General features: G+C 40.8%; 12 protein-coding genes. 3 read left to right on the top strand and 9 right to left on the bottom strand.

Annotation, left to right across the window (positions count from 1 at the left end; genetic code table 11):
• The first annotated feature begins 180 nt into the window (after positions 1–180).
• Genes R8N23_RS01180 through R8N23_RS01170 form a run of 3 tightly spaced genes read left to right on the top strand, consistent with a single transcriptional unit; the run spans position 181 to position 3547 of the window.
• Positions 181–2529, top strand: coding sequence for a P-loop ATPase, Sll1717 family (locus tag R8N23_RS01180; RefSeq protein WP_318169731.1), 2349 nt, complete (start codon positions 181–183; stop codon positions 2527–2529).
• A gap of 3 nt (positions 2530–2532) precedes the next feature.
• Complete coding sequence (locus R8N23_RS01175; protein WP_318169730.1) at positions 2533–2742, top strand: hypothetical protein; 210 nt, start codon at positions 2533–2535, stop codon at positions 2740–2742.
• A 34-nt stretch (positions 2743–2776) separates the two neighbouring features.
• Complete coding sequence (locus tag R8N23_RS01170) at positions 2777–3547, top strand: S1/P1 nuclease (RefSeq protein WP_318169729.1); 771 nt, start codon at positions 2777–2779, stop codon at positions 3545–3547.
• A gap of 319 nt (positions 3548–3866) precedes the next feature.
• Here the strand turns inward: R8N23_RS01170 and R8N23_RS01165 are convergent, their stop codons facing one another.
• From R8N23_RS01165 to R8N23_RS01125, 9 genes are all read right to left on the bottom strand, one after another.
• Entirely contained in the window at positions 3867–4811 is a 945-nt protein-coding gene (locus R8N23_RS01165; RefSeq protein ID WP_318169728.1) for a threonine/serine dehydratase, read from the bottom strand.
• Between the two features lie 42 nt (positions 4812–4853).
• Complete coding sequence (locus R8N23_RS01160) at positions 4854–5687, bottom strand: glycerophosphodiester phosphodiesterase family protein (RefSeq protein ID WP_318169727.1); 834 nt, start codon at positions 5685–5687, stop codon at positions 4854–4856.
• Between the two features lie 71 nt (positions 5688–5758).
• Positions 5759–6562 (bottom strand): MIP/aquaporin family protein, encoded by an 804-nt coding sequence (locus R8N23_RS01155; RefSeq protein WP_318169726.1) that lies wholly within the window; start codon positions 6560–6562, stop codon positions 5759–5761.
• Complete coding sequence (locus R8N23_RS01150) at positions 6562–7065, bottom strand: hypothetical protein (RefSeq protein ID WP_318169725.1); 504 nt, start codon at positions 7063–7065, stop codon at positions 6562–6564. Before R8N23_RS01150 ends, R8N23_RS01155 begins: the two co-directional genes overlap by 1 nt.
• A gap of 6 nt (positions 7066–7071) precedes the next feature.
• Positions 7072–7830, bottom strand: a complete 759-nt coding sequence (locus R8N23_RS01145) for an exodeoxyribonuclease III (protein WP_318169724.1) — start codon at positions 7828–7830, stop codon at positions 7072–7074.
• An 8-nt stretch (positions 7831–7838) separates the two neighbouring features.
• Positions 7839–8591 carry a TMEM175 family protein gene (locus R8N23_RS01140; RefSeq protein ID WP_318169723.1) on the bottom strand — a complete coding sequence of 251 codons (753 nt, stop codon included), beginning with the start codon at positions 8589–8591 and terminating at the stop codon, positions 7839–7841.
• 52 nt (positions 8592–8643) lie between these two features.
• Positions 8644–9540: an ROK family protein gene (locus R8N23_RS01135; RefSeq protein WP_318169722.1), complete on the bottom strand. Its 897-nt coding sequence runs from the start codon at positions 9538–9540 to the stop codon at positions 8644–8646.
• A gap of 11 nt (positions 9541–9551) precedes the next feature.
• Entirely contained in the window at positions 9552–10007 is a 456-nt protein-coding gene (locus tag R8N23_RS01130; RefSeq protein WP_318169721.1) for a hypothetical protein, read from the bottom strand.
• A 17-nt stretch (positions 10008–10024) separates the two neighbouring features.
• Complete coding sequence (locus R8N23_RS01125; RefSeq protein ID WP_318169720.1) at positions 10025–11674, bottom strand: glycerol-3-phosphate dehydrogenase/oxidase; 1650 nt, start codon at positions 11672–11674, stop codon at positions 10025–10027.
• Positions 11675–11731 lie beyond the last annotated feature (57 nt).

Raw genomic sequence — 11731 nt, 5'->3', positions numbered from 1 at the left:
TATTTATTGGTTTAAGGAAAGAAGATAAACATTATTCTTCGCCAAGAAAAGTTCTGACCTAACGGTTTTGAATGCTGTTATTATTCATTTAATATTATCCTAAGGTCGGTTGTCTAGTTGTCGCTGATCAGGAGCACTTCGAGATTTATATATTCTTTTAATTGTTAATTTTTTTAAATAATGGAAAACGGATTCTTCGCATATGGTTCTCAACCGGCTTCATCTGGGGAAAGTATTTCAAAAGCTGTTTCTGAAATTAACAAAGCTGGAGATGTTCACATTAGGCTTTGGACTGATATGAATGTAAATGGAAAGCGAATTATATCAGAAATTTTCAAAGAAATTAATAACGCTGACTTTCTGTGTGCAGATTTAACAGGCATGAATGAAAATGTCCTGTTTGAAATTGGTTACGCCCTTGCTATTGATAAACCTATCTTTTTAATTTTTGACATATCAATAACTGATTCTTTCAGACTTTATAAGGAGCTGAACTTGCTAGAGAATATTGGGTATCATTCTTATTCGAATAGCGCAGATATTGTTAACGGCTTTTACGAATTCTTAGATAATAATAACAAGGGAATGTTTGATACTCTTGTAAAAACTGTAAAATCTAGTACAGCAAAGAATGCATTATTTTATGTAAAAGGACAATACGTAACGGAGTATTCAAGGTCAATTTCTAACATAATAGGAAAACTTCCGACAATCGTTGATGATGCATTAGAAAATAAGGTGGAAACTCTAAGCTGGTATATAGAACAGCTATTATCGTGTCCAGCTCTTTTGGTTGAGTTTTCTTCATATAGAAGAAATGGATTTAAAATGCAGAATGCAAAATGTTCGTTGATTTCTGGAATTGGAGCAGGCCTTGATAAGGACATATTAATGGTATGTGAAAAACCTCATGACACTCCTATTGATTTGAAGGATTTGATTAGGAAATACAATACTGTTAGTGAATGTGAAAAGATTATCCTTCCTTTTGTTAGTGATTTAAATCAAAGAATAGCCGAGCTTTTATTAAAAACAAGGAAAAAAAAGAGGGTTATAAAAGAACAGTCTGAATTACAAAAAATAAACTTTGGTGAAATTGTAGCCGAGCATGAAAACGACAAATTGTTTAGTTATTTTGTTCAAACCTCCCATTTGGATTCATTAATAAAAAATGAATATAATTTGATTATTGGGAGGAAAGGAACAGGAAAGTCGGCTTCTTTGATCTATTTGAACGAAATTTTATCAGATGACTCTAGAAAATATGTGTGTTTAATTAAGCCCGTAAATTTTGAAATAGACGGAATAACACAATTACTAAAAAAAATGCCAGAAGATTATGAGAAGAGTTTTCTGATTGAATCAGTTTGGAAGTTTCTAATTTATACGGAAATAGCCAAAATGTTATATTTTGAAGTAAAATCTAAACCCATTTATGCTAAGGAGGATGCGGATAATGAATATTTAAGCTTCATTGAAAATAATGAGAACTTATATTTAAATGAGATATCCATAAGGTTAGAAGAACAATTGAATCAACTTGAACAGTATTATGATCATAGTGAAAACTTGTCTCAAAAGGAATTTAAGTTAAAAGTTGCCGAACTACTCCACATAAAGACATTTTCAAATCTTAGAAAGCAGTTTGCGAATATTGTAGAAGATAAAAATGAGATTATTGTTCTGATTGATAATTTAGATAAATCTTGGACAAATTCCAGTACAGTAAATTTACTTAGTAAATGCATTCTTGGCTTGTTAAGCGTTACAGGTAGAATAGCTCAAGAAATTTCTGTGATTAAATCAAAGCAAAAAAATATTCGATTTAGGCTAGCAATATTTCTACGAAGTGACATTTTCAAATATGTTTTAAAATTCGCACGAGAACCGGATAAAATTGAATATACCAAGCTAAAATGGACCGATCCAGAAGCTTTTTTTAGAATTATTGAAGAAAGGTTTGTTCAACTAAACGATTCAAGTGTTGATGGTGCATTGTTGTGGGATAAATATGTAACTAATCACGTGCAGGGAGAAAAAGTCAAGGACTTCATTATGAATAGGGTTTATCCCAGACCCAGAGATATAATTTACTTTTTTAAGAAGGCTCAAGAAAAAGCAATCCTTAGGGGGCATATAAAAATTGAAGAAAACGACCTGCTCGAAGCATACAAAGACTATTCCTCTTGGGTGTTTACTTCTTTAGTGGTTGAAAATGGTATATCGTTTCAGCAAATGGAAGATTTTTTATACTCCTTAATCGGAGTAGATAATGTGATTTCTGAAACACTTTTGATGCATGGCATGGAGGAAGCCAAAATCCAATTGTCCCCGGAAAAGAATAAAGATTTCATAAATCACCTTGTATCATTATCTGTTATAGGACGAGAAATTAGACAGAATGAGTATGCTTTTGAGTTTGATTTTGATGAATCAAAAAAGAATTACTTGATGTCACAAAAACTGGGAACGGATAATTTTAAAATACACCCTGCATTGTACCCTTTTCTGGAGATAAAAGGGTCATAAACCATGACCCTCTTCCGCACTTACCAAGACCCCTTAGAAGCCGAGGCACTGATTGAGATTTTACAAAATCATAATATCCCCTTTGAGCGGACATTCGAAAAATCTGGTGATCTTGATGATTATGTGGGGAGTAATCCTTTCGATTCGGATATAGTCATCAAAATTCGAAAAGAAGACTTTTCTAAATCGGAGGCTTTATTAAAGGGCATTTAGGATTATCTTCACTATTCTTGAATCCAATATTGATATGAAAAAATTTCTTCTATCCACACTCTTCCTTTGTATCACTTATGCTACCGCATTTTCATGGGGACAAACGGGCCACCGCGTAGTTGGACAAATCGCCTATGATCATCTGACAAACAAAGCCAAGAAAAATATACAGACCATTCTAGGCGATGAGCAACTAGGCATGGTGGGTAACTATATGGATTTTATCCGCTCCGACAGCACCAATGATTTTATGTCTCCCTGGCATTACTGTACCATCCCAGACGGCAAAACGTATGAGGAAGCTGGTGTACCTGAAGAAGGAGATGTCATTCAGGCAATTACCAGAATTATGGCTGAATTGAAGACGAAACAGTTTTCTTATGATACTGAGCTTGAGAATTTGAAGTATCTCGTGCACCTCGTGGCTGACATTCATCAACCCTTGCATGTAGGTAATGGCGAAGACTTAGGTGGCAATACCGTCAAGGTCGACTATATGTGGGAGAAAAGCTTCAACCTTCATCGGGTATGGGACGCCGGCATCATAGATAATCAGAAGCTGAGCTATACGGAATATTGCCAATGGATAGATCATGCAACCGATGATCAGATCAGCCAGTGGCAGAGCGAGGGTATTATGGTTTGGGTAGATGAAGCCATGGGCTACAGGAAAAATGTGTACGACTTTCCAGAAGACGGCAAGCTGCGATACGAATACGACTATAAGAACCTCTCAATTGTGAATGAGCGGTTGCTGAAAGCAGGTATTCGATTGGCGGGTATTCTCAATGAGATATATGGGTAGTAAGTGTTTGATGTTGGTCACAAGACCAACATCGGCGTAAAGTCATAGCCCTGCTTGTCGGGCTATCCATGCGGCTCGTAGTTCATTCGTAATAGCCTACTCACCACAGGCGGATCACCCGAACGATGCCGGGTGATGACGAAGACCGGAAGGACAGTGCCTTTCAATCTCCCCAGCCCTCTTCTCCAATGGGGAGTAATTCGCGGGCTTGTCCCGTGATCTGCTTGAATATACAGCTGCTCTATTAGTGAGGGGTGCCGCAATGAATGCGGCAAGTTGCTCAGAAAGGCGTTGAGCGCCTGAATGAGTACGGCATGCACTAGAATGGCAACGCATCCAACTGCACATTGCCTCCGGTAATGATCAATCCGGTTTTCTTGCCAGCAAATTGCTCTTTGTTTTTGAGCATGGCGGCCACGGCCACTGCACTAGACGGCTCGATGATCACTTTCATTCTTTCCCAAATCAGGCGCATGGCATCTACGATCTCTTGCTCTTCTACACGATAGATATCTGATACATGCTGTTTGATGATTTCAAAATTCAGTTTTCCAACAGATACAAGAAGCCCATCAGCGATCGAATCAGGATTATCTACTCCTACAAGTTTGCCAGATTTAAAAGATCTATAAGTATCGTCCACGTTGGACGGTTCGGCCAAGATCATTTTGGTAGTAGGGCTGATGTAGCTTAGCGCCAAAGCAGACCCCGCTGCCAAACCACCGCCACCTACTGGTGAGATCATAAAATCTAGGTCTGGGTGCTCTTCGATAAATTCCTTGGCACAGGTTGCTTGACCAGCAATAATTCTAGGATCGTGAAATGGGTGTACCTGGATAGCATTAGTTTCCTCCATGATTTTGGCACAAGCCGCTACACGCGCTTCTTCTGTTGGTTCACAGAAAGTGATTTCTGCACCATATTCTTTTACTGCATCCTTTTTTACTTGTGGTGCATTTTCTGGCATTACGATGTACGCTTTGGCTCCCGCTACTTTCGATGCCAAAGCCACGGCCTGTGCATGGTTTCCTGAGGAGTGGGTCACGAATCCGTTGACACGCTCCTCTGGTCTGTACGACATGATGATATTAGAAGCACCACGCATTTTGAATGCGCCTACTTTTTGAAAATTTTCACATTTGAAAAACACCTCACCACCGACCATCTCATTGATGGTTTGGGAAGTAATGATTGGTGTTCGTACGATATATTTAGTTATTCGCGTGTGCGCACGCTTGATGTCACTAAGACTTGGTATTTCCATAGTTGATAAATCCGCCCTTTAAAGATTATGCAAGCTTCAAAGTTAATTCGAAATAATTTCTAATACGCGATTTGGGTAGTCAGAAATAATCCCATCTACACCCCAATCAAGTACTTTTTTGATGTCTTCCTGCTCGTTTACCGTCCAGGGAATGACTTGCATCCCTTGAGCTTGAAGCCATTTCACTTTTTCTGCGTCGAGCAAATGGTAATAGCAGCTATAGATTTGTGGAGTAAAGCCGAGATTGGCCAGGTTTTCTTCGATGGGTAAAGGGTTTTCTACCAGCGCAGCCAATTTGATCTCTGGGTAATTCTCATGATAATATTGGAGAATTCTAAAATCAAAAGATTGCACGTTGAGCCTAGCCGTATCCATCTCAGTGGTGATAAATTCGTAGACCAGTTTCGAATACTCTTCTGGTGCTGGGTGATAGACGGAGTCACCCACCGGGTTGCTTTTGATTTCAATATTGTATCGAACAGGAGGTAATTGATTTTTCTCTATATACTCATTAACTGCATCTACTACTTCCTTGAATAGCGGCTTGTGAGCTTTCATCAATTGCTGATCAGGAAATTGTTTTTGAAACTTCGTTCCTACGTCATAGGTTTTGACTTCCTCATAGCTCATTTGATAGATGTTGTGCTCCAACTCATTGTGCTTTTCAATGTGATTGCCTTCGGGTGTGGTCGAAAACTTATGAGACATGAATGGATCATGACTAACCAAAAGCTGCTTGTCTTTGGTTACGGCTAAATCCAATTCCAGCGTAGTGACTCCTAACTCTACGGCTTTGATAAAAGCAGGAATGGTGTTTTCGGGCAGGAGGCCTCGTGCGCCACGGTGGCCCTGTACATCAAGGTTGGCATATTTCATCGTGTTGGAGTTTGATTGACAAAAAGTGAGAGTCAGGCTAAGGCCCAAGGCGAAAAAGTAGTTGACAAGTTTCATTTGGTTTCGGTGTTTGAGCTTTGCTCTTTGACTGCGAGAACAACCAAAACTAATACAGCCAAAGTGCATGGATACAGCGTGAATATTATGTTTTGATTAAATATAGCCTGATAGCTGAGCGCTCCTAGTGCTCCTCCGAACCATGGGCCAATCACAGGAATCCAACTATACCCCCAACCGGACTTTCCTTTGCCGGCAATGGGTAATATAAAATGGGCAATTCTCGGTCCTAGGTCCCTGGCTGGGTTAATGGCAAAACCAGTAGTACCTCCCAAGGCCAGACCAATCATGCAAATGAGGAGTCCGACGACCAAAGGGTTAAGCCCTTCGGTGAATTGGTTTAATCCCAAAAAAGAAAGTGCAAAAATCAGGACAAACGAGCCCGAAACCTCGCTGAATAAATTAGCATATCTAGAGTTCAAAGCAGGGCTGGTACAGAACACGCCTAGCTTAGTCCCTTGGTCATCAGTGGCCTTCCAGTGTGGCAGATAATGTAACCATACCAATGTAGCACCGGCCATTGCACCTAAAAATTGGGCGATAATATAGCCAGGAACGAGAGCCCAATCAAAGCCACCCACCAAAGCAAAACTTAGGGTTACGGCGGGATTGATATGTGCCCCTGAAATACCTCCAACGGCATAAATCGCCATGGCAACGGCCAATCCCCAGCCCACGCAGATGGCTAGCCAGCTACCTCCCTGGAAGTAATTTTTGTGAAGGCTAACACCGGCATTTACCCCTCCCCCAAATAGGATGAGGATGGCAGTACCAATAAACTCTGCTAAGTAGACGCTCATTATTTTTGTGGTTGAGTGATTTTAATTTTCTCTTTAATCAATTGCTTGAGGTCTTGCTTTTGCTCTCTTTCTATTTTTTTAAGGGAAAGTGTCAACCATTTTTCCGGTGACTTTTTAGGATAGAGAAAAGCTACCTGCTCTTCTATTTTGTAATATCCAAAATCTGTCCAAGCCATTGTCTTACACCTTTCTGGGATGTGGTGTTTGATCTCCACACCTTTTTTATTAATGATTAGTTCTGGGTTGGTTTCCTTCTTTTGATTCCAGAGGTTCTTAATCTTTATTTTAAAAATAAAATTCCTTCCTAAGAACACATAGACCAAAGTTAGTACCCCGGCATAGGTCAGCTTTTCGTCCATGGGTGTCGTCTTTAATCCAGTATACAAAAGCAAACCAGCAACAATAGCCAGCAGCATGGACATGGCTCTTTTCTTCGGGTGATCGGCGATTTTTTGTCCTTGAAAAAAGGCCTCGTAATCGTTATTAGATGGAATGGTGATCATATCGACTTAAAGGGTAATGCTGATTGGGCAATGGTCTGACTCTTGATAGTTGGGGTGGATAGCCGCAGATTTTACTTTTGCAGCTAAAGGATTGCTTACCAGAAAGTAATCAATACGCCAGCCAATGTTTTTCTCTCTGGCACCAGCTCGATAGCTCCACCAGCTGTAGGCTACTTCCTCAGGGTGTAGATGTCTGAAGGTGTCCACAAATCCAGCTTCAAGGAAGTTGGTCATGCCGTCGATTTCCACCTGGGTGTAACCAGCCGTTTTATTATAGTTGGATTTTGGTCTGGCGATGTCGATCTCTTGATGTGCGACATTGAAATCACCACAGGCGATTACCGGTTTTTTAGCTTCTAGTCCTTTCAAATAATTTTTAAAGTCCACATCCCATCCTTCTCGATAATCCAACCGTCTGAGTTCGCGACTTGAATTCGGAACATAAACATTGACCAAATAGAAATCTTCAAATTCGCTGGTCAGTACGCGGCCCTCTTGGTCATGGTCTTCGATGCCAATGCCTTTGGTGACAGAAAGCGGAGCCTTTTTACTGATGGTGCAAGTCCCGCTGTAGCCTTTTTTTACCGCACTATTGGAGGATACGTGGTGAGGAAAGTCTTCACCCAAAGCTTCTAGAACCTGATCGTCTTGCGCTTTGGTTTCCTGAAGGCAAATAATGTCGGCTTGCATGTCTTCGAAAGAGTCGAGGAGGCCTTTTTTGATAGCGGCTCGAACGCCGTTTACGTTATATGATACAATTTTCATTGAACGATCTAGTTTGAAATTTTGGACAATAATTTTTTATTTCTGACACCAAAAGGCATCATGACTGCTGGGTAAAGCCAATAAATAAATCCTCCAATCGTGAAGGAGATATTGGGGCTAATAGGTAATAGGCAAAATAAACAAGAAACCAATGGAATAACTCCCATCAGCACATTCGCCCGCATGCTTACTTTAGTCATAAATTTTTCTCTATTATTCAACCCCAGGCTGCTTGCTCGTCTATACGCAATTAAATACATCACGGCCAACGTAAAAAATATGCACGCCGCACCAAAACCATAGATCACCATTAAATGAGGCGTGTTTTCCATTCGGATAACCTCGGTGAAGATATGCTGAAAGGCTTCTTGGTTTTGGGTAAACATAGCCGAAAACATATCATAAAGCAGTTGCATTAAAAATTTGAGCGGATAGATATAAAATAAGATCAAAAAGAGCAGGAGTGTATTGACCGCTACAATGGTGGCATCCTTGAATCCATATCGAATAAAGAAAACGTAGTGTTGATACCAGATGAGCATCAACAAGGCCATGCAGAGAGCAAAAGGCACAAGGTCTTTGAGAAAATGAAGAAGCTCAGCATAGGTCTCTGGTATGGAAGATGAGATAACCAAAAGGGCTGTAGCAATAGCGAATACGCCGTCCGACAAGGCCTCGACACGGGTATTATCTACACCCCGAAAACGAAATGGAACATCGGGGTTGTTGAGCGATTTTTCTTTTAGTGCACTACGAACCAAAACAGGAGGATTTTGGAATGAAAATTAGAGCTTATTAAGCGGAATGCAAAAACTAATTGAGAAAGGCTGCTCCAAACACACCCGCTGAGTCTCCCAGTTTAGGTTTTAATATTTGTGTGGCACAGTCTGGGTTGAAAACGTGTTTTTTGACTTCTTCAATTCCTTTCGAGTATAACAGGTCTATGTTGCCCACTCCGCCTCCAATTACAATTACATCGGGGTCAATGGTATTGATGATTGAAGATAGACCTATGCCGAAAAACTTGACGAGTCTATCTATCGTGGCTTTAGCCAAAGGGTCTGACTGACGATCAGCTACGATCTCTTTTAATGATTTGTACTGGCCAGAGTTCTCGGTATAATATCGTTCTAATGCCGGGCCGGAAATGACGGTTTCTACGCAACCAGTTTTTCCGCAATAACAGGGACCACCTGATTCATGAAGAAAATTGTGCCCCCACTCACCAGCGATACCATTGGCGCCATTGAGGATTTCTCCGTTTACCACCAATCCACCACCCACGCCAGTTCCTATAATTACCCCAAAAACGACTTTTGCATTTGGGGCTATTTCTGGTACAATACCCATCTGAGTTTCGGCCAGGGCGAAACAATTGGCATCATTGGCCATGTAGACAGGTATTTGCAGTAAATTCTGTAGGTCTACTAAAAATGGCTGATCATTGAGATGCTGACTATTAGAGTTTTTCAGATGGCCTGTTGGAGGGTAAATAGATCCTGGCGTTCCAATCCCAATTTGAGAGGGCTTTTGGCCACTTTCTGAGCTGAGCATCTCTACTAGCTTTTTTATTTGAAAGAGGCCATGGTGATAACCTTTGTCTCCTTCCGTGGGGATTCTCTTTCTAGCGATAATTTTATTATCTGCCGAGGAGTCAAGTATTACGCCTTCTATTTTTGTTCCGCCAAGATCTATTCCCCAGTTTATCATATCCGTTCAGTCTAAGGTTTCTTGAAGATAAAACGAGTAATAAAAAGTCCCTTACCATCTTTTGCGCCGGCGTCACTTTCTACTCCGCTTGTTACGAATGCTAGTTCCCAACCTTCCTCCGTTAGTTCATTCAACTTTGAGGTAATCAATGCATCATTTGAAGCCACGTTTTGAAAATTGATACCAGTCAGGCTATAAAAATTAAGCAGTTTGGATTCTTCAAATCGATCTACTTTCGCATCAGCTCGGCTAACATCACTTTGGGAGCTTTTTTTCCCATCGGTCCGCTCGGTAGTGAAGTCATCAATATTGATTTCTGTTTGTCCATCAATGAGCCTGGATCGACCCAATCCTCCAGGAACGATAGATTCAATCACAGTGATGACCTTATAGGAAGGGGTGCTTTGTGATTGGGCATCGAAGACGAATAATGCAATTATAGAAAGTGATAATAGGAGTTTTTTCATTGTGAATTTATTCTGAGTTATTTAAAGTTTGTTGCCTTGTCTATTTCTATCTCCATAGCAACCAATTCTGCCTTCATCTGATCAGCAGACCAATCCAGCCAATGTTTCATCTCAGTGGCGACCATATTCAAATGGTCTTTAACACTTTGGATGTTGAAAAATAAACGCCCAGTTCGGTGGATAAAGAAGTCTGTAAGATGCATGACCATTTCACTTTCAATGCAAAATCGCACCTCTGCTTTCAATATTTTGGTTTCCTCATTTTTGCCGGGCAGCCTTTCAGAAAAGTTCAGAATGGTTTGTGCCTGATCTCCGTAGGTATCCACCAGATACGCGATTTGATTTTTGCTAAACTGTTTGTTTTCGCTTTGAAGTTTCTCCTTATAGCTAGCCACTTCTTTTGTGTTTTTAAAGCTGTTGCCATTGAATTTGACCTTCTTGGTTTTGGATTTAGCTTTCTTGGTAATGCCGGAACGGGAGCTTTTCATTTCCAAAACTAAATCAACCGTCCGCTTAGCCATTTTTCGATAACCAGTCAGCTTGCCGCCGGCAATAGAGATTAGTCCTCTATCCGAAATAAAAATTTCGTCTTTTCTTGAAATTTCTGAGGCTGATTTACCTTCTTCCTGAATCAAAGGACGAACACCGGCCCATGAGGAGAGCACATCTTCTGTTTTTAGTTCAATAGACGGAAAGGCGTCATTAACCGCTTTGATTAGATATTTTACATCTTTTTTCTCCGTACGTGCGTCTCTTGGATTGCCCTTATAGTTGGTGTCTGTGGTACCAATGTAAGTCACGTCATTTTTTGGAATGGCAAAGATCATTCTACCATCTGACACATCGAAATACACCGACTGCTGAACGGGTAGCTTCTCGTAGGGTACTACGATGTGAATGCCTTTGGTGAGGTGGAGTTTCGTTTCTTTTACTTTCTTGTTGAACTTACGAACTTGGTCCACCCATGGTCCAGCTGCATTGACGACATAATCTCCATAGATTTTGAAGTCCTCGCCGGACTCTTCGTCATGTACGGCCACTCCGCATACTTTTCCTCCTTTGGCCAACAAGTCAGTACAAGTGGTATAATTCAAGGTTTGCGCTCCGAACTTTACCGATGTTTTGATCAATTCCATCACCAAACGAAAATCATCAGTTTGGTATTCGGCATAGAGCCCGCCGCCTTCAATTATGCTCGGGTCCAAAAGAGGCTCGCATTTCATGGTCTCATCTACGGAGAGCATTTTGCGCTGGTCTTCTTCTTCTACTCCTGCCAATACATCATAGACCATTAAACCAACGGAGGTAATAATTTTCCCGTAATTGCCATCTTTAATCAAAGGCAAAAGCATTTTTTCTGGTCTCACCAAATGAGTGGCCAATTCGTGAAGAATAGATCGCTCTTTACCGACCTCACGAACCAGACTAAACTCGAACTGCTTGAGATACCTTAGCCCACCATGAATCAGTTTGGTCGATTTGCTGCTTGTTCCGGAGGCAAAATCTTTTTTTTCTATTAAGGCTACCTTAAGTCCTCGAGTGGCAGCATCCAGTGCGATACCCGCTCCTGTTACTCCTCCACCAATGATGATCACATCATAGTACTCATTCCTTAAGTTTTGGATGATGCGTGGTCTGGTTTGATATGAAAAGGAAGGTTGTGACATAATTTTTTTGTGCAAAACAAGACGAAAATAAGCAGTAGCGCCATTTTCGGATTGTTA

The organism is Reichenbachiella sp. (assembly GCF_033344935.1).
GTDB lineage: Bacteria > Bacteroidota > Bacteroidia > Cytophagales > Cyclobacteriaceae > Reichenbachiella.
The sequence above is the reverse complement of the archived record's forward strand: the minus strand, read 5'-3'. Positions and strand labels throughout refer to the sequence as shown.

Coding starts and splice junctions, on each gene's coding strand:
- R8N23_RS01180 (WP_318169731.1), top strand. CDS start 181: ATGGAAAACGGATTCTTCGCATATGGTTCTCAACCGGCTTCATCTGGG.
- R8N23_RS01175 (WP_318169730.1), top strand. CDS start 2,533: ATGACCCTCTTCCGCACTTACCAAGACCCCTTAGAAGCCGAGGCACTG.
- R8N23_RS01160 (WP_318169727.1), bottom strand. CDS start 5,687: ATGAAATATGCCAACCTTGATGTACAGGGCCACCGTGGCGCACGAGGC.
- R8N23_RS01165 (WP_318169728.1), bottom strand. CDS start 4,811: ATGGAAATACCAAGTCTTAGTGACATCAAGCGTGCGCACACGCGAATA.
- R8N23_RS01150 (WP_318169725.1), bottom strand. CDS start 7,065: ATGATCACCATTCCATCTAATAACGATTACGAGGCCTTTTTTCAAGGA.
- R8N23_RS01145 (WP_318169724.1), bottom strand. CDS start 7,830: ATGAAAATTGTATCATATAACGTAAACGGCGTTCGAGCCGCTATCAAA.
- R8N23_RS01125 (WP_318169720.1), bottom strand. CDS start 11,674: ATGTCACAACCTTCCTTTTCATATCAAACCAGACCACGCATCATCCAA.
- R8N23_RS01155 (WP_318169726.1), bottom strand. CDS start 6,562: ATGAGCGTCTACTTAGCAGAGTTTATTGGTACTGCCATCCTCATCCTA.
- R8N23_RS01135 (WP_318169722.1), bottom strand. CDS start 9,540: ATGATAAACTGGGGAATAGATCTTGGCGGAACAAAAATAGAAGGCGTA.
- R8N23_RS01130 (WP_318169721.1), bottom strand. CDS start 10,007: ATGAAAAAACTCCTATTATCACTTTCTATAATTGCATTATTCGTCTTC.
- R8N23_RS01170 (WP_318169729.1), top strand. CDS start 2,777: ATGAAAAAATTTCTTCTATCCACACTCTTCCTTTGTATCACTTATGCT.